Annotated in this window: 17 protein-coding genes and 1 riboswitch; of the genes, 1 reads left to right on the top strand and 16 read right to left on the bottom strand. The window is 38.5% G+C overall.

Translation table 11 applies throughout. The features are described from left to right. Positions 1-115: 115 nt before the first annotated feature. The 12 genes from MHI04_RS06075 to MHI04_RS06020 form a co-directional block, all read right to left on the bottom strand. The gene (locus tag MHI04_RS06075) at positions 116-703 is read right to left on the bottom strand and encodes an ECF transporter S component (protein ID WP_036127840.1); all 588 of its coding nucleotides are present in this window, start codon (positions 701-703) and stop codon (positions 116-118) included. A 219-nt stretch (positions 704-922) separates the two neighbouring features. Next, positions 923-1,110, bottom strand: a riboswitch (FMN riboswitch). A 157-nt stretch (positions 1,111-1,267) separates the two neighbouring features. Then, a complete protein-coding gene (locus tag MHI04_RS06070) occupies positions 1,268-2,548 on the bottom strand; it encodes an RNA polymerase subunit sigma (protein WP_340812666.1) in 1,281 nt (426 codons plus the stop codon). Further along, a complete protein-coding gene (gene sigX, locus MHI04_RS06065) occupies positions 2,545-3,099 on the bottom strand; it encodes an RNA polymerase sigma factor SigX (protein WP_080717168.1) in 555 nt (184 codons plus the stop codon). Before sigX ends, MHI04_RS06070 begins: the two co-directional genes overlap by 4 nt. Before the next feature lie 57 nt (positions 3,100-3,156). After that, positions 3,157-4,932, bottom strand: a complete 1,776-nt coding sequence (locus tag MHI04_RS06060) for an ATP-binding protein (protein ID WP_036127897.1) — start codon at positions 4,930-4,932, stop codon at positions 3,157-3,159. Next, positions 4,925-5,641, bottom strand: a complete 717-nt coding sequence (locus MHI04_RS06055; protein ID WP_004232215.1) for a response regulator transcription factor — start codon at positions 5,639-5,641, stop codon at positions 4,925-4,927. The genes MHI04_RS06060 and MHI04_RS06055 overlap by 8 nt, the downstream gene beginning before the upstream one ends. Positions 5,642-5,756: 115 nt before the next feature. Then, entirely contained in the window at positions 5,757-6,938 is a 1,182-nt protein-coding gene (gene ccsB / locus MHI04_RS06050) for a c-type cytochrome biogenesis protein CcsB (RefSeq protein ID WP_340833828.1), read from the bottom strand. Beyond that, complete coding sequence (locus MHI04_RS06045; RefSeq protein WP_036127902.1) at positions 6,935-8,611, bottom strand: cytochrome c biogenesis protein ResB; 1,677 nt, start codon at positions 8,609-8,611, stop codon at positions 6,935-6,937. Before MHI04_RS06045 ends, ccsB begins: the two co-directional genes overlap by 4 nt. Before the next feature lie 13 nt (positions 8,612-8,624). Next, the gene (resA, locus tag MHI04_RS06040) at positions 8,625-9,158 is read right to left on the bottom strand and encodes a thiol-disulfide oxidoreductase ResA (RefSeq protein WP_036127905.1); all 534 of its coding nucleotides are present in this window, start codon (positions 9,156-9,158) and stop codon (positions 8,625-8,627) included. A gap of 334 nt (positions 9,159-9,492) precedes the next feature. Next, the gene (locus MHI04_RS06035) at positions 9,493-10,224 is read right to left on the bottom strand and encodes a pseudouridine synthase (protein ID WP_036127908.1); all 732 of its coding nucleotides are present in this window, start codon (positions 10,222-10,224) and stop codon (positions 9,493-9,495) included. 546 nt (positions 10,225-10,770) lie between these two features. Then, positions 10,771-11,841, bottom strand: coding sequence for a serine hydrolase (locus MHI04_RS06030; protein WP_058843274.1), 1,071 nt, complete (start codon positions 11,839-11,841; stop codon positions 10,771-10,773). 77 nt (positions 11,842-11,918) lie between these two features. Continuing rightward, positions 11,919-12,512 carry an SMC-Scp complex subunit ScpB gene (gene scpB / locus MHI04_RS06025; RefSeq protein ID WP_036127911.1) on the bottom strand — a complete coding sequence of 198 codons (594 nt, stop codon included), beginning with the start codon at positions 12,510-12,512 and terminating at the stop codon, positions 11,919-11,921. Continuing rightward, entirely contained in the window at positions 12,484-13,263 is a 780-nt protein-coding gene (locus tag MHI04_RS06020) for a segregation/condensation protein A (protein WP_058843273.1), read from the bottom strand. Before MHI04_RS06020 ends, scpB begins: the two co-directional genes overlap by 29 nt. Before the next feature lie 55 nt (positions 13,264-13,318). Between MHI04_RS06020 and MHI04_RS06015 the strand changes: the two genes are divergently transcribed. Beyond that, the gene (locus MHI04_RS06015) at positions 13,319-13,825 is read left to right on the top strand and encodes a DUF309 domain-containing protein (protein ID WP_342535405.1); all 507 of its coding nucleotides are present in this window, start codon (positions 13,319-13,321) and stop codon (positions 13,823-13,825) included. Here MHI04_RS06015 and MHI04_RS06010 read toward each other — a convergent pair. From MHI04_RS06010 to sigF, 4 genes are all read right to left on the bottom strand, one after another. Then, a complete protein-coding gene (locus MHI04_RS06010) occupies positions 13,822-14,193 on the bottom strand; it encodes a GNAT family N-acetyltransferase (RefSeq protein WP_036127920.1) in 372 nt (123 codons plus the stop codon). The two genes, MHI04_RS06015 and MHI04_RS06010, sit on opposite strands and share 4 nt — an antisense overlap. A 199-nt stretch (positions 14,194-14,392) precedes the next feature. Next, on the bottom strand, positions 14,393-15,712 hold the full coding sequence (lysA, locus tag MHI04_RS06005; RefSeq protein WP_330493480.1) for a diaminopimelate decarboxylase: 1,320 nt from the start codon (positions 15,710-15,712) through the stop codon (positions 14,393-14,395). Positions 15,713-15,922: 210 nt separating this feature from the next. Further along, positions 15,923-17,371 (bottom strand): spore germination protein, encoded by a 1,449-nt coding sequence (locus MHI04_RS06000; protein WP_036127928.1) that lies wholly within the window; start codon positions 17,369-17,371, stop codon positions 15,923-15,925. A 15-nt stretch (positions 17,372-17,386) separates the two neighbouring features. After that, positions 17,387-18,178 carry an RNA polymerase sporulation sigma factor SigF gene (gene sigF, locus MHI04_RS05995; RefSeq protein ID WP_036127932.1) on the bottom strand — a complete coding sequence of 264 codons (792 nt, stop codon included), beginning with the start codon at positions 18,176-18,178 and terminating at the stop codon, positions 17,387-17,389. Position 18,179 lies beyond the last annotated feature (1 nt).

Here is an 18,179-nt window from a genome sequence, read left to right as displayed (position 1 = left end):
TAATAATAAAGCACTAGAGCACGAGCATTTTCTACTACTTTTTTCTAATTTTATTCGTCCCATCACTTCTTCCCACAAAAAAACCTCGAGCTAACTACTCGAGGTTTATGGTCCATTATTTTGCTATATACATAGAGCGCTGGCGGTCGATCCATTTGCGCATTGTAGTAAATAAAAACGCCATAATAGCTGTTAATAAAATACCTTTTACAATATTAAATGGTAAAATTCCAGCGACGATCATTTTATAAAGGGAGTCACCTACAACAGGTTCCATACCAAGGAAATATGTGTACATCGGTAAAAATATAACATAGTTCAAAACGCTCATTCCTACTGCCATCACGACTGTTCCTGTCGCTAAACCTCCAACAAGACCAGCAGTCGTTTTAAAACGATTAAAAATAAAGCTAACTGGCAAAATAAATAAAATGCCTGTTGTAAAGTTGGCAATATGCCCTACTGGCACACCTGTTGGCGTACCCGAGAAAATCCAATCCAACACATTTTTAAATAATTCTACTAAAATACCAGCTACAGGTCCCATTGTGATGGCCGCTATTAATGCAGGCATATCACTAAAGTCCACTTCCAAAAATGCTGGGAACGGCGGTATTGGGAAATTAAAAAGCATTAATAAAAACGAAATACTGCTCAGCATACCAATCGTAATAAACGATTGAAGTTTAACATTTTTCTTCATAGAAAACTCTCTCCTCTTTGCTGATTCAATCTCGCAAGAAGAAAGGTGACGATCTTTCAATTGTTAGCATGAAAAAACCCTTATGCATTAAAAAGCACAAGGGAGAAAGGCATGACGAATAAGCGTCAATCTAAACTATTTTTTGAGCACTATTTTAAAAGCCATACAAAAAAAGCGCTCGGTCATAGTTCATTTCATAACAATGAATGACGATCGTACCTCCATCTTCTCCCATCCAGACTGTAACTGTCGGCCTTGGAATTTCACCAAGTCAGCCATGCAAATAAATTTGCACAGGTCGCGGGCTAAAGAGTTTTGCCTAAACCATTCGAGTTAATGAATAAACATTAACGGTTTAGCACTCTATTACCGCCGGTCGGGATTTTCACCCTGCCCCGAAGATGAATCACTATTATTTTATACTACAGTTTTACTATAAAGAATTATCAACAAAAAGTAAATAGTTCTGCTCAAAAAACCTATTAGACTTGTATGCATTGTAAAAAAAAATGGAGCATCCTCACCGAACAGGAATGCTCCATTTCTTATTGTTATTTTCTTTGACTAAGGCATATATTGCTTATTTGGCCCTACAGGCTTTGGTAAAAACATTTTTAAATCAAAGCCCTCCCAGCTTTCTTGGACAACATTATTTAGGCGTAATTGTTGGTCAAAGCTAGCAGCCGTTAACATCATGGCCTCAATCAGTTGTGTGGCACGAATCGGTTCCATTGATGTTAAATCAAGCGGGAGATCAAATGTAACGACTACGCCCTCTGCTTCCTCTGTGACCGTATATGATACGTTTTCAGGAACAACCGACACATAGACATCATCATTTTTATTTTTCATCAGTGTGAGCGCCTCTGTGACATTTGCAAATGTTTGACGGAAATCTGGTGATAAATATTCTGCACCTGTACCATCTTGATATATATAATAATTATAATGCTTGGCGTTCGTTAATGACATAGGTGGACTTGGCTCACCTTCTTGAGAAAACTCATAAGGTGTTCCATCTTCATTTTGAATCTCAACTTCTGTATATTCAGAATCAGAGAATGTATCCTCCAAAGTTCCTTTGTACTCATTGACAGTAGCAGAAGCAACATCATAGCTATTGTCCTTTGGCAACACATGGACAAGCTTATCGTCCTTCTCCTTCAGCTCACCTTTGTAAGGATGGTAATCAGTAAATCCTTTAGCTTTCTCATCTATTTGAGGCGCGTATTTTTCATACATCTGTAAAGTAGAAGGTTTTTCTGTTCCAAAATCCGTTGCTACTCGCTCATTTGGTATCACATACGTCATTGGTACACTTTCCGCATCTCGCCCTGCTAAGCCAATACGGAAAACGACAGCATCTTTCACATCTTCCTCATAGACAGATGACCGTAAAGATAACATGCGCTCATGCTCTGCTACGATAGGAGATTGGAGTGCTTCGTCTTGCGTAGCAGCCTCCTTTGGAGAAAGATCTTCCTGTAAAGTAGAATAGGTAGCCGTATCGGCAGTACTAGCTTGATCTTTATGTCCAACATCATTATTCATGACCATTGAGCCTACAAGTATCGTTAACGCAAAAACTGCTGCAATGCTCATAAAAATTGGCATTTTACGAAGCTTAGATCGTGTTGTTCGTTCTTCTCGGATGGAGGAATTGCTTTGCTTTTGTTCATCCTCTTTTGGTTGTTGTATCGCTTCTTGAAGGTAACTGTTATCCTGCAAGCGAGCATCTGCCATTAACCGATTTAATATGTCCTCTTTTGAACGGTGGTCAGAAAGCTTAGGGGCATTGTTCAATACATGTTCAAGCTGCTCATCATCAAATGGCTTATGCGTCATTGCCGTTTCGCCTCCTGTTCTCTAATCGGCTGTAGCTGTTGCCTTAAAAATTTTATGGCTCGATGCTGGGTCGTTTTTACCTTAGCTTCTGTCCAATCTAATATTTGAGCAGTTTCTGCAATCGATAAATCCTGAAAATAGCGCATAATAATGACCATTTTTTGGTCGCCTGTACAGTTTTCCAGTGCTGACGCTACTTGCATAAATTCATCACTGGCCTGTAGCATATCTTCCGGTGATGGTGTGGTTGAATGGAGCTGTTCCGTTTCCCAGTCAAAGAAATCAAGTGAATGCTTCTGGCGTACAGCCTGCTTTCTAAAATGATCAATCGCTACATTTTTGGCAATAGCAAAAAGCCATGTTTTCTCACTACTATTACCTGCAAATTGATCATATGAGCGCAATACTCGTACATAAACTTCATGTGCTAAATCTTCAGCCAATGTACGGTTTTTTACTAAATATATTAAAAACTGGAACACGTCTTGGTGATATGCATCGTATAGTCGATGGAACACGGAGTCATTCAAAGCACTCCACCCCCGTTCTATAATATTTGTCGTCTTACATTCGTGAAAGTTACAGCCAATTAATAGCAATACATGTTATTAATCGAACGGTAAATAAAACGTGAAGGTCGTACCTTCTTTCAGCACACTGTCTACCATAATATTACCTGAGTGTGCCTTCACAATATTTCTCGCAATGGCTAAGCCGAGACCCGTACCACCTTTTGAACGGGTACGTGCCTTATCTGCTTTATAAAAACGTTCAAAGACATAAGGTAAGTCGTCATGAGGAATGCCGTGCCCTGTATCTTGAACAGATATTTTAGCGAATGTTGGTTCCTGCTCAACTTTTACAGTGACTGCTCCTTCATCCGTATGTCTAAGTGCATTATCTACTAGATTTGTGAGCACTTGTTCAATACGATCCTCATCGATATTAATCATGGCATCGTCATTAAATTCACTTTCAAACAATAGACGAACGTGTTTTTCCTTTGCAACCTGTGCAAATTTTTGAGTAATACGTTCAAATGTAGAATTAATCGGTAATTCATCTTTATACAGCGTCATATGTCCCGATTCCATGCGTGCTAAATCTAATAAATCTGTTACAAGACGCCCCATCCGCTTCGATTCATCATAAATGATTTTAGTAATCTCATTACGTTCTTCCTGATCCCGAATAAAATCATCATCCATTAATGCTTCAGAATATCCTTGCAGCATGGCAATTGGTGTTCGTAGCTCATGAGAGACATTGGCGATAAAATCGGATCGTAGTTTTTCTAAGCGATGTTGCTCAGTCATATCACGAATAACAGCCACAGCACCACGTATCATGTCACCACTATAAAGAGGGCTAATAGTAAATGTATAGTAGTTACCATCCATTTCAATTTCCTCTTCTAGTTTATCCTCAAACATTAGCACATGATCAAGCATATGATACAGCTCTGGAGGAATAGGTTTAGCACTTTGTGAGCCTTTATTGACGAACCATTTTTGCATAAGTCGTTCAGCTGGTGGATTACTTAATAATATTGTAAGGTCACGGTTAAATGTAATAACTGCATCTGTCATAGATGTCAAAATATTTGAAAGTTGTTCATTTTCTTGATTGATGACCTCTAAGTTATGCTTTAATTGACGGCCCATTTGATTGAAGGCAACAGCAAGTTGACCAATTTCATCATTTTGAGTTGTTGGCATTTTCGCTTCAAAATTACCCTTCGCAATTTCAAAAGCCAACTCTCGCATTTTTCTAAGTGGTGACGTAATACGTGAGGAAAGGAAAAACGCGAAGAATGTCGTCAGCACAAATGCAATGAAAGCCGCCAAAAAAACAATTTTCGTTGTTTCCTTAGACGTTTTATGTAGTGCATCTGGGCTTTGATAGATGAAGACAGCTCCGTGTACTGCATTTTCAACATTTAATGGGAAACCTAGCACGACATAAGATTCCATTTTTTCTTGATCTGTCGAAGAAGGCATCATCATTTCTTTCGTAATAGGTTCATCTGATTGAAATACTTCTCGAAACGATTTATTGGCTAAAATGGTCTCTTGTATTTCTTTTTTGTTGACACCCTCCTGCATGGCAAAGGATACTTCAACATGATTGATTGCAATTAATGCATTGGTTCCTGTAGGTAAGATATCTTTTAATAATTCCGAAGTAGATTCCGCTGTTTCATTGTCATCCACTATACTTGCTACTGTTGCAGCTGTTTGCCGTAAAGATATTTCGGCTTGCTGCATATGATAGTTTTGAAGAAATTCAAGCATCAATACCGTGAAAACAAATAATACAAATGAAACGAGAAGCAATATGGTTACCCATAGCTTCCCGACAACACTATTCCATATTCTATTCATTGACAACCTCAAATTTGTATCCAACGCCCCAAACCGTCACAATCATTTTAGCAGCGTTTTCAGAAACTCGGTTGAGCTTTTCACGTAAACGTTTTACGTGTGTGTCAACTGTACGTAAATCACCAAAGAAGTCATAATGCCAAACCTCTTTTAGTAATTGTTCACGGTCAAATACTTTGTCTGGCGATTTTGCTAAGAAGTATAGTAATTCATACTCTTTCGGTGTTAAATTAACCTCAATGCCCTCTGCCGTTACACGGTGTGCATCATGATCGATCATTAAATGCTGGAACACTACTAAATCTTTTGAAGAAGAGGCATTTGTCGTTGGTGAGAAAGCCTGTGAACGACGTAAAATAGCCTTCACACGTAACACAACCTCACGAGGACTAAATGGCTTTACAATATAGTCATCTGCGCCAAGCTCAAAGCCTTGTACACGATTCGCTTCCTCGCCCTTTGCAGTTAATAAAATAATCGGCGTTGCTGCGCGTTCTCGAATTTCCGCACACACTTCTAGCCCGTCTTTTTCAGGCATCATAATATCAAGTAAAATACAGTGATACTCTTTTTCTAAAGATTTTTCGATCGCTTGTTCACCATTTTCTGCCTCGTCAACAAGGTATCCTTCTCGCTCTAGGTACATTTTTAATAATCGGCGAATACGATCCTCATCGTCTACTACTAATACTGAAATATTTTCTGACACTTTCACGATCCCTCTCTTCCAATCTTTCTCTAACTTCTATTGTACATGGTGTGACACATATTGAAAAGAAAAGAAAGCCTCTTCGCCACAGCGAAAAGGCTTGTTATTTTACAAGTTACGCGTAAGAGTGTAAACCTGCAAGAATTAAGTTAACAGCAATTAGGTTAAATAAAATAATTCCGAAACCAATTAATGCCAACCAAGCAGATTTTCGACCTTCCCAGCCTTTTGATAGACGTAAATGTAGGAATGCTGCGTAGAATAACCATGTAATAAGAGCCCATACTTCTTTTGGATCCCAACCCCAGAAACGACTCCAAGCAATTTGTGCCCAAATCATCGCAAAAATTAAAGCACCTAGGGTAAATACAGGGAATCCTATCAGCACCGAACGATAACCAACTTCATCTAATAATTGCAAATTAACGCGTTTAACAAGTGGTTGGAAAATGGCACTAATTCGACGACGAGCGATTAAACGAATTAATAAATACAAGATTGACCCTACCAATAATGACCAAAAAACAGTTGTTAATTTTTTGGCATTAATTAATGCAGGCATTTCTACTAGCGGTGACATGCCATGTTCTTCAACTGCTTCATACTCATTCATACCGAAAATTGGCGGTAAATTGTAAATAATTTTACGAGTAGTTCCTTCTTTATCCACATAATTATAGCTAGACTCATAATCCATAGCACCGAATGTAGATGTCACTGCGACAAAACCAACCACTACTACAAGACAGTACATCACGGCTTCTAACCAAAAACGTTGTTTAGAAGGCTTTGTTAAATCGACTACTTTTAATAAATAAATGAGCCCTGCTACAGCACTAATGGCTAAAATAGATTGTCCTAATGCTGCTGTAATAACGTGAATCGTTAGCCAATGACTTTGTAACGATGGTACTAACGGACTTACTTCTTTCGGGAACATTGCTGCATATGAGATGATTAATAATGCAACAGGCAATGCAACTAGCCCTAGTGCAGTCAAACGATAAATAAAATAAATTAAAATAAACGCGCCAACAATGAACATACCAAAGGCAGTCGTAAATTCAAACATATTACTTACTGGTGCATGTCCTGTATAGATCCAACGCGTAATAAAATAACCTAGCTGTGATAAGAAACCAATAATGGTTACCACAATGGCAAGCTTGCCCCATTTGCCAGTATTTTTACCAGTAGCATTTGCTTGCTTAATTGAACCACCAAATAATAATGTCGCAACTAGATAAGCAATAAAAGCTACAAATAATAGGTTTCCACTTAAGTCAATCAAACTCATAAGGTGTTGTCACCTTCCTTTTCTTTAATGCCACCATTTGTGGACTCTTCGCCAGCCTCATCTTTCTCTAACTGATCTTGATACGGAGGCAATGCAGCAAATGTTGTAACAGCATCTAAATCCTTTTTCATGCTGAACATATTTTTGTTAACATGGGCAGCCATTAACACACGGCCATCTGGTTCCACTTGAATCCATAAACGTCTGTGATTCCAGTAAGAACCAATAACAACACCAATCATAAAGATGACGCCCCCAACAAATAAGATAGGAATTGTACGATCTTTACGTACTGTAATACCTGACATATCACGCATTTCTGCTGCTGCAAATTTCATTCTGTATTTATTTTCACCAAGCGGCTCTAAAGGAGGTTGCATAATTTCAACAAAGCTCACTTCGCCTTCAGGTGTTTCTGGTGTTGTCATTTTAAATAAGAATGCTGGGTTATTTGGAATGGATGTTTTTGTTTGTGGCTCCCCATTTTCAAATCCATCAAAATCTGGTGTATAAACAAGAATTTGAACGGAAGAACCATTACCTAAATCATATTCCTTTTTTGGGTTTGTTAAATCAATTTCCACCTTACCAAGTGATTGTTCAGTCGTTTTATTGATTAATTCGAAATTCATTTGCTTTAATTCATTTAAACGATAATCCATTTGGTAAAGCGCAAAGCCATCTTCCTTTAAAGGATGGTTTACACGAATGGAATAGTCTTTTACTTTTTCTAGATTATCTGTGTCACCTGGCAAAGCATCTTTAGGCTGCTTATATAGTGTAATATCTGTTTGGAAATTTTTCGCAACAACATTTACACCCTGCTTTACTTGCTCACCCTGTGGTTCATTATCATGTGTCTCTAAAACAAAATCATTGTTTTCAATGAAATAACCGTCCATGCCAGTAATCGCACGTGTCTCGCCCTCACGTACCCAGATTGATTCATCAACATAGAAACCTGGCACCAGACGTAGCATGACCCCACCTAAAAAGATAATGAGACCGACATGGTTTATGTACGGACCGTAACGAGAAAAGCGTCCTTTTTCAGCTAAGAGAGCGCTACCATCTCGACGAACAGAATATCTCATCTCAGACATTTTTTGTGCCACTTTATCAAGCGTTTCCTCTGCGCCTGCTGTCACTTGTCCTTCTGCAACAATGCGCTGACGCTTCATAAAGCTTTCATGTCTTTTCACACGTTGATTCTTCAATGATTTATAAAGTGGTATTCCCCGGTCAAGACTTGCCACAATAATGGATACAGCAAGCATACCAACTAAAATTTGGAACCACCACGAGCTATATAAATCTGAAAGGCCTAACGTATAATAAATTTTACCGAATGTACCATAAACGTCTGCGTAATAAGCTCCCTTCTCCAAATCAGAAGCTTTCACGTAAAACTCTTGTGGTAGTAATGTTCCGATTGAAGCAGCAATTAATGTGATAATAATTAAGGATATACCGACTTTAACACTTGAGAAGAAATTCCATATTTTATCAATAAATGACTTGTTATATGTTTTAGAGCGAATGGCCATACCATCGTAGCGCATATCAACTACTTTATTTTGCTGTTCTTCTTCGGTTAAAGGACGACCACATTTCTCACAAAGCTTCGTGCCGTATGGGTTACTATGACCGCAAGCACAAATGATTTTTTCCATCGTCATATACTCCTTATTCCGGCTTCACTAATTCCATGTACGAAGCGATATTTTCCTCCGTCATTTCACCTGTAATAATCTTAGTCACTTTGCCTTCAGGATCAATTAATACTGTAGCAGGTAATTGACCTACATTATAAGCAGTCATAACACTTTTCGTTTTGTCGATCACTACTGGGAATGATAAACCATACCGATCAACAAAATTCTGCACTTCAAAATCAGTTTGAGCGATATTGACCGCTAAAGTTTGTACACCTTGATCTTTAAATTCTTGATACTGATTGTCCATCGCAGGCATTTCCTTCTCACAAGGCTTACACCAAGTTCCCCAGAAGTTTAAAAATACCCCTTGTCCTTTATAATCCGACAATTTATGTTTTTCACCGTTTAAATCTACTAACGTGAAGTCAGGTGCTTCAGAGCCTACTGCCACTAACTCTACTTTTTCCTTTGTCGCTGTTCCATATACTGTGTACCCGATTGCCAACGCTAGCAGTGCTAAGATGACCGTTCGCAGTACGAGACGCTTTTTCTTTTTCTCCAAGTTAATAAACCCCCTATCAATTACGGCTTAGCGTAAAGTTTGTAAACGCGAAGCTTTTACCTAATGCAGACCCAATGAACTTTTTCATTTTATATACGTCTTTAATTATGTAAAAACTTCTTTCAAATTGACGTCAACAATACCAGATTGTATGTGTAACAGTTCTTTTGAACAAACTGTTACTAGGTGTACTATTCTCACCTATTATAGCAAAATGATACAAAAACACTTAGCTATTAATTATGAATGATTTATGAACGAATTCACCATAAAGAAAGTGTAAACACCCAAATAATACCTATTGTGGTATCTACTTTCTTTTGGCAAATGTTCTTTAATCAAGCTTTCCAGTCTCCGCTAAAACACGTAATTGCTTGACTTCATGCTTTGATAATTCACGGTATTCTCCTGGTGTAAGGCCGAATAAATCTAAGAATGCAAAGCGTTCACGTTTTAATTTGACAACAGGTGTCCCAATGGCTTCAAACATACGACGAACTTGGCGATTGCGTCCTTCATGAATCGTAATTTCACAAATTGCTTTGCCTGCTTTTTCGTCAAAGGATGTCATACTAACCTTAGCTGGAGCTGTTTTCCCATCCTCTAATTTAATCCCTCTTTGAAGTTTTTTAAGCCCTTCAATTGTTGGAATACCTTTGACACGCGCGATATAGGTTTTATCAATTTTAAACTTCGGATGTGTCAACATATAGGAGAATTCCCCATCATTTGTCAATAACAATAATCCAGATGTATCATAATCAAGACGACCAACTGGGAAAATACGTTGCGGAATATGGTGAAATAAATCTGTGACAGTTTTGCGTCCTTTATCATCCGTCACAGCCGAAATTGTTCCACGTGGTTTGTAAAGTAAATAATATACCTTATCTTCCTTTTCCAATTTCACACCTTCTACTTCAATTGTATCAGAATTAGAAACCTTCGTTCCTAACTCACGAACAACTACACCATTAACTTTTACTTTGCCTTCTACTATCAATTGCTCTGCCTTGCGCCTTGAAGCAACTCCTGCATAGGCAATGACCTTTTGTAATCTTTCCATTTTTTCACCTCTAGTTTTCTTTCACATTGACACTTTCGTCATCATTCGATTTCGCTCTAATGAATAGGGTTATCTTTCCCGCTAATCTGTGAAAATTATGTCATACTTTTAAGCATTATTAAAGAAAAACAAATTTCACATTTTTTAATTGAGTATTCCAAATTATTTCTCATTCACAAATTTCTTATCATTTGCACCTACATTTTACGTTCCTCATAACCAGTATACTCATTTGGCAAAAAAGCGAATCGACTTAAAAATCTTTATTTTAACAGACAAGAAAGCTATCATTTTGTTAGTGTTTGCTCAATTGTTAAAACATCTTGTAGCACAAAAAAATTTTAGCATGTATTGTTGCGTCAGCTTTTTCTATATTGATTTACTCACCTTTCTTCCAAGCAGTTAGTTGTCTAGTAATGCAGATTATAGGAGCACGAAAGAACGGCTCAAAATAAAAGCATATTGCACTGAATCACTTGGCTGTTTATGCAATATACCTCCATCATTTCGCAGAGATTCCATACTAAAAAAATCAGCAAATCGTTTTTAACGATCTGCTGATTCAACTTTTACTGGAGTTGCATAAATACGCTCTTCACCAATAAAGATCGACAAGACAGCTTCTTGACGTTTTCTTGATACATGTAAAACTTGCCGCACCTGCTCTTTTTCTTCTTTATTTAATTGTAGGCGAACGGGCTCTTCTAATCGAATAGCTAACTTTTTGTTGACGTTGTATTTGCCCTTCTTCACTACGGTTTCAAGGCTATAGTCTTGCCATACTCTATTCGATAAACCTCGATGTACATTCCAATCATCGGATTCATTTAAAGTGACAACAATGCAGATTTGCCCGTCCTTTTGAAAGGCTGTTGCTAGTGTACGTCCAGCAACCTTTGTAAAGCCGGTTTTTCCAGCGAACGCAGTGCCAGTCGCTGATTTTAAAGAACTAACAGGCTGCTCCGTTTCATCATCTATATGTGCAGCCATCCCTGAACCTTCTCTTAATAATCGGTGTTTATTTTCCCAAAGCATTCCGTTTACCGTATTCGCCCGATAAAGAATCGTTGAAGCAATTTTCTCAAATGTTTTATTTTGCAAAGCAAGTCTTAACATCTCAGCAGTATCTCTTGCTGACGATAAATGCTCATCATGATGAAGACCAGAAGGGTTCATAAAAACCGTGTTAGTCAGACCTGCAATCACAGCTCTTTCATTCATTAATTTGACAAAGCCCTCCACAGAACCCCCTACGTGTTCTGCTAAAGCGGTCGCAGCATCATTGCCTGAACGCAGCATTAAACCGTACAATAACGTTTCGACTGTTACTGTTTCGCCAGCCTGTAAATAAATAGAACTCCCCTCAGCCATAGCGGCATTCGGTGATATCACAACTTCATCTTGCAGGTCACTATTTTCGATTGCAACAAGTGCTGTCCAAATTTTTGTTAGGCTAGCAATAGGTAAGCGTTCATCGCTATTAGACCCTATTAAAACGCGGCCTGTAGCACCATCTAAGACAGCATAGCCACTTCCCCCTCTGGCAAAGCTAGTTTGAGGAAGCATTACCATTAATATCATGAGCATGAACAGTGTTAAACGAAATAACCGAAGCAACGAGCCACTCCTTATTTAATGTGATAGGAAAATATAGATTCATATTTATGTTGAAGGCTACGCATTATACCTAATCATTATTTTGCACTGCTAAATGTCTCTTGGAACTTTGTCATAAATAAATCTGTTTCTTGTTCTGTTTCAACAAGATCCTCTTCAGGTAGAGGCGGCATTTCTTCAATAGTATTTAAGCCAAAATAATGTAAAAATTCTTTTGTCGTTCCATATAGTATGGCACGTCCAGTTCCTTCTGAACGCCCTACCTCTTTAATTAATCCTCGTGACACTAATGTTTGAATTGGTCGTTCACACTTTACACCGCGCAAATCTTCTATTGCTACACGTGTAATGGGCTGTTTGTAAGCCACTATCGCCAGCACCTCCAAGGAGGCTTGGGATAGGGATTGTGCCGTTGGATTCTCTACTAATCTTTGAATCGTATCAGCAAACTCAGATTTTGTAATGAGCTGATAAACGCCTGCAATTTCCTTCACAGTAATGCCTCTTGCTACATCTTCGTCAAAGGCTTCTCTCAATGCACTCATCGCCTGAACAATCAGCTCTTCCTGTTCTCCTAAAAGTTGCGATAGCTGTTTAATCGTTAAGCCATCATCTCCAACAACGAATAATAAGGCTTCAATTCTACTCTGTAACATCAAAGTTTTCGTCATCTTCCCATTCCTCCTTCTGCAAGGTAACCGTTAATTCTTCAAAGTTACCATCTTGTTCTACGACGACGACCTGACGTTTCATCAGTTCTAGAAGGGAAACAAACGTCAGAATAAGTGTCGGCTTATCTTCATAGGGAAAAAGCTCGAAAAATGATGCACGTCCACCTGTTAAACGTAAAGAATCAACAACAGAACGCATTTGATCTTTTACTGATCTTTCCTGCCTCGCTACTGTCGTTTTTAGTGGTTTCTTTAATTTTTTGCGACGCATCAATTTTTGAAATGCTCCAAGCATATCATAGATGTTCACATTTAAATCAAACAAAGCCATTTGTTCATCCGAGGCCAACCCTGTTAAATCAGCTGGAGGCCTTGTAAATACTTGTGATCGGTCCGTTTCAAGCTCTTGCAAATTACTGGCTGCTTCCTTATATTTTTTATATTCAATTAAGCGTTGCACCAGTTCTTCACGAGGGTCAGGGCCGTCCACTTCTAATTCTGCGTCTTCCATTTCACCTTCATGAATCGGCAATAGCATGCGGCTTTTAATTGCCAGCAATGTTGCTGCCATTACTAAATATTCACTTGCTTCATTTAATTCCAGTACTTGCATTGCATGTATATGGTCGATATATTGTTGTGTAATTTCAGCCATTGGGATATCATAGATATCAATTTCCAATCTGTGAATTAAATGCAATAATAAATCAAGAGGCCCTGAAAAGGCTTCTAATTTTACTTCATAAGACATTATTTTACCACCCTGAGATTCTATGTTCTTTTAGTATAGTGGAAAGGAGTCCAAAATGCATCCACAGCATCATACTTTATTTATAGATTACTGTGCTTATTTTAATGGCAATCAAGATTTTTTTGAATGCCATGAAGTACTGGAGGAATATTGGAAGGAAATTGCATCTGGTGATAAAATGCATCCGCTTGTTGGCTATGTGCAGCTTGCAACAGGTTTCTATCATTGGCGACGTGGTAACAATACTGGCGCTATACGAATTTTAGAAAAGGCACTTCATAATTTCCAAGAAAATGAAGGCCATATTTTTTTCCAAGAAATCGATTATCAGCAACTCCTAACACAAGTAACAACGACCCTTATTTCGTTGAAAACGGGCAATTCCTTTCAAGCTATCCAGCTCCCTCTCTCTCCCAATTTGCTGGAGTTAACGATTGCACGTATACAGCTCTTGCCTTCTAGTAGTTCAAACTATCTTCTTCATAAACATATGCTACGAGATCGCTCACATATTCTTGCAGAGCGGCAAGAAAGCAAACAAAGAAAAAGCAGACGCTGTTAATCGTCTGCTTTTTCATCTTTACAATGGATACATTTTTGAACCAAGCTCCGTGTTGCATCGGTAGCACGTACACTTTCATATTGGCCAAGTTCTGCCACTTCTTGAAGCATTTCCGTTGCTACGCCTTCACCCCTATAGGAAGGGATCACCGATACATGCTGGATGGTAGCTGTATTATGCTCATCAATGACAAGCCCAACAATGCCAACATATTCATCATTCTTTTTCCATAAATATAAAACCCAATTATCGTCATTTTCATAGGAGTGGATGGTCTCTGTAAGCTTTTTTACGTCTTTTTCATTAGGCATAAATGAAAGTAGCCCCATTGCTATTTTCTCTAAAGCTTTCTTATATCGAATTAACATATTTGTCTATTCCCTCTTTTTCTAGCTGTACATAATCTTTGACTATCCTACACGATTTGTACTTTTACCGCAAGCCAATTTCTGTCTTACGAACCAGGTCCGAGAATACCTTTAGACGCCAACACCCAATAGACAACGCCCCACAACAAAATAAAAGTTGAAATGGACGCTAGTAATACCCACTTATTTTTCCTCAAATTTACTCACCCTTTTTTAAAGTTAGCGGGAGATCGTTTTGCACAATATCTTCATAACTTTCGCGGCGAATAGCTAGTTGATGCTGTCCATTTTCTACAAATACAACAGCAGGTCTTGGCACACGGTTATAGTTACTAGCCATCGAATAACCATACGCACCTGTACAGAATATGGCTAACACATCGCCTGAAGCAGCATCTTGTAGTTTCGCATCAATAATTAATTTATCGCCAGATTCACATAGTTTACCAGCCACTGTATAGAGTTCATTTTTCGGCTCATTCGCTTTACTTGCAATGACTGCCTCATACTTAGCATCGTATAATGCTGGGCGGATGTTATCACTCATCCCACCATCAACCGCAATATATTTGCGCACATCTGGCACTGTTTTTTGTGAACCGATTGTATAAAGAGATGTTCCTGCATCACCTACAAGTGATCGACCTGGTTCAATCCAAATTTCTGGCATCTTCAGTCCAAGCACAGTTGCTTTATTTTTCACAACTGTTATCATATCCTCTACATAAACTTGTGGTTCCAGCGGTGCATCTTCTTCAGTATAACGAATACCAAAGCCCCCACCTAAGTTTAACACAGTACACGTAAATTCGTGAGTCTTGTTCCAATCAGAAATTTTGTCAATCAATTTTTCTCCAGCTAAGCCAAAGCCAGCAGTATCAAAAATTTGTGAGCCAATATGACAATGTAAGCCAAGTAGCTCTAGGAATTCATGGTTAAATGTTTGTTGGAATGCTTCATCCGCTTGACCATTGTTTAAGTCAAAGCCGAATTTTGAATCTGCTTGACCTGTCGTGATGAAATCATGCGTATGTGCTTCCACACCTGGTGTAACACGTAATAAAATACGCATTTTTTGCTGACGGCGCTCCGAAATTTCTTTTAAAAGCTGTATTTCATAGAAATTATCTACAACCATACATCCAATCTTGGAGTCAAAAGCTAGCTCTATTTCAGCAATGCTTTTATTATTACCATGGAAATGAATGCGCTCTGCTGGGAAGCCTGCCTTTAAGGCAGTAAATAACTCCCCACCAGATACAACATCCAAGGATAAATTTTCTTCTGCTGCTAATTGATACACCGCTACACATGCAAATGCTTTTGAAGCATAAGCTACTTCTGCTTTTACGCCTAATTTTTTAAACGTATCGATAAAGCTGCGTGCACGCTTACGAATAAGTGCAGTATCATACACGAAAAGTGGTGTACCATACTCTTTTGCTAGCTCTAGTGTGTCTACCTGTCCAATTGTTAAATGACCATCTTCAGAAATCGCTTGTGTTCCATATAAATGCATGTGCATCTCTCCCTTTTCACATCGTTCCATCTTGTTATTTTCACACTTTGTAGGGACTTTCGTGGCATCCCATCAAGTAATTATTTCCATAAAAATATTAAAAGAAAAATGTATATACCCTACTTTTTCTTGAATGAAAATAATTTTTGCAAAAATCACAAAATACTATATGTGAACTTTATCACATGAAAAAAACGAGTGCAACGGCTCCTATGATCTTTTTCGCTGTTTGGAAGCGACTACATAAGGTCTTAATGCATCCGAAGTCATTGGGAAACGAATGATGACACGAAGCATTGCCGTTGGGAAGAATGGAACAAGCGGCCATAAATAAGGTGCCTGCATAGGTCGTAATGAACATAAATACGTAAACAATAAAAATAAGCCAATAAATAAGCCATTGACACCCCAGAGACCCGTTATAATTAATAACAGCAACCTAAAAATTTTGATCGAGATACTGAGTTCATATGATGGAATGATAAAAATAAGAATAGCTGCTACTGCTGTATAAAGAACTACCTCCGCAGAAAATAATCCTACATCAATAGCAATTTGACCAATGATTACCCCCGCAACCAATCCCATCGCAGTCGATAATGGTGACGGAGTATGAATGGCGGCCATCCTTAAAAATTCAATACCTATATCTGCAATCAATATTTGCAATAATAATGGTACATGCGATTTCTCTTCGGTGCCTAAAAAGGATAAGGCATCCGGCAGTAAGGATTCATTTGTAGCAAACACATACCACAATGGTAATAAAAGTAAACCCATGACAGAACCAAAATACCTCATAAATCGCACAAACGTACCAACTGTTGGTGCCTGTCGATATTCCTCCGCATGCTGTAATAAATGAAATATAGTAACAGGTACTAAAATCACGGATGGTGAGGTATCGACCAATATCGCTATATGCCCTTCAAGCAGATGCGCTGCTGCAATATCAGGTCGTTCCGTATAGCGTACAAATGGCACTGGATGGAATTTTTGCTTAAAAAGCCATTCTTCTAATGATTTATCGGCCATCGTCAAGCCATCGTGATTAATTTGTCCAAGGCGCTGTCGTAAATTTTCGAGCATATCTTCATTGGCAATATCCTTCATAAACGCGATCGCCACGTCGGTTTGGCCGATTTTGGATATTTTATGTAGCTCGAAACGTAAATTACTATTGCGAATTCGCCTACGTATTAAAGCCGTATTTTGAGAAATTCCTTCTGTAAAGCCATCCCGCGAACCACGAATTACCTTTTCATTATCTGGCTCTTCTGGAGAACGTCCTGGATAATTCCTCAGCTCTGCAACGTAGCAATAGCCACTTTTAGTAATAAAGGTGACTTGTCCACTTAACATGGCTAATAAATAGGCTTTACGCTCTGTTTCCTCTGAACGCCCATGGAAATTAAAATAGGACTCAAAATATTCCTTCTCATCCTCCACATCAATGTCAATGTCTTCATTTGGAAGCATGCTAGAGAGTAACTGTGTTAAAGCTTCTCCGTCCACAAGCCCGCTAATATATGCACAAAGGACCGGCAAATCCTTGACAAATAAGTGTTTAATACCAACGTCAAATGATTCGCCGTCACCAAAATGTTCAATAAGAAAATCTTCGGCTTCTTCTAAGCTGTTAAATAATTTATTTGTCATGCTGTCACCATTTTCTTAGATGTCTTTTTTTATAGCTTCCTGCTCCACGGTAGCGCTTGTAGCCATCCAACTTTTCAGCTGGGCAAGGATTTTTTTCTCTAAACGAGACACTTGTACTTGTGATATCCCTAACCTATTCGCAATTTCTGTTTGCGTGCAATCTGAAAAATAGCGTAAATAAATAATAGACTGCTCTCTCGGTTCAAGTCTCGTGAGTACTTCCTTCAATGGGATATAATCAAATGGTTGCTCAGATTTTTCATCTTTCATTTGGTCCATCAATGTAATGGAATCCCCTTCACTTTCATACAATTGCTCATGAAGAGATGCTGGATCTCTCAGCGCATCGGATGCTGTGACAATTTCCTCCGTTGTCACACCAAGTACCTGAGCAAGTTCTTGAATGGTTGGTGGATGTTCATTTTTCTTAATAAATTCATCTGTAGCATGACGAATTTTAAAATTTAGCTCACGAATAGAGCGACTCACCTTCACCATGCCATCATCCCTCAAAAAGCGTTGAATTTCACCAATGATCATAGGGACTGCATAGGTTGAAAACTTCACATCATAGGTTAAATCGAATTTATCTACAGATTTCATCAGCCCTATGCAGCCAATCTGGAATAAATCCTCAAGCTCAACACCTCTCGTTGTAAAACGTTGAACAATGGACCACACAAGTCTCGTATTGCCTTCTACCATTCGTTTACGAGCCTCATGATCGCCCTGCTGTGCGCGTGCAATTAAATCACGCATTTCCTCCTGAGACAATAGCTTATCGGACGACTGTTCTAGCGGCTTCACT

This window comes from Lysinibacillus sp. FSL K6-1151 (assembly GCF_038630755.1).
Lineage (GTDB): Bacteria > Bacillota > Bacilli > Bacillales_A > Planococcaceae > Lysinibacillus > Lysinibacillus fusiformis_D.
Note: the sequence above shows the minus strand (reverse complement) of the source record. Positions and strands in the feature narration are given on the sequence as shown.

Coding starts and splice junctions, on each gene's coding strand:
- MHI04_RS06045 (WP_036127902.1), bottom strand. CDS start 8,611: ATGGAAAAAATCATTTGTGCTTGCGGTCATAGTAACCCATACGGCACG.
- MHI04_RS06020 (WP_058843273.1), bottom strand. CDS start 13,263: ATGTCTTATGAAGTAAAATTAGAAGCCTTTTCAGGGCCTCTTGATTTA.
- MHI04_RS06060 (WP_036127897.1), bottom strand. CDS start 4,932: ATGAATAGAATATGGAATAGTGTTGTCGGGAAGCTATGGGTAACCATA.
- MHI04_RS06075 (WP_036127840.1), bottom strand. CDS start 703: ATGAAGAAAAATGTTAAACTTCAATCGTTTATTACGATTGGTATGCTG.
- MHI04_RS06010 (WP_036127920.1), bottom strand. CDS start 14,193: ATGTTAATTCGATATAAGAAAGCTTTAGAGAAAATAGCAATGGGGCTA.
- MHI04_RS06015 (WP_342535405.1), top strand. CDS start 13,319: ATGCATCCACAGCATCATACTTTATTTATAGATTACTGTGCTTATTTT.
- ccsB (WP_340833828.1), bottom strand. CDS start 6,938: ATGAGTTTGATTGACTTAAGTGGAAACCTATTATTTGTAGCTTTTATT.
- MHI04_RS06035 (WP_036127908.1), bottom strand. CDS start 10,224: ATGGAAAGATTACAAAAGGTCATTGCCTATGCAGGAGTTGCTTCAAGG.
- MHI04_RS06000 (WP_036127928.1), bottom strand. CDS start 17,371: ATGACAAATAAATTATTTAACAGCTTAGAAGAAGCCGAAGATTTTCTT.
- MHI04_RS06070 (WP_340812666.1), bottom strand. CDS start 2,548: ATGACGCATAAGCCATTTGATGATGAGCAGCTTGAACATGTATTGAAC.
- scpB (WP_036127911.1), bottom strand. CDS start 12,512: ATGACGAAAACTTTGATGTTACAGAGTAGAATTGAAGCCTTATTATTC.
- lysA (WP_330493480.1), bottom strand. CDS start 15,712: ATGCATTTATATGGAACACAAGCGATTTCTGAAGATGGTCATTTAACA.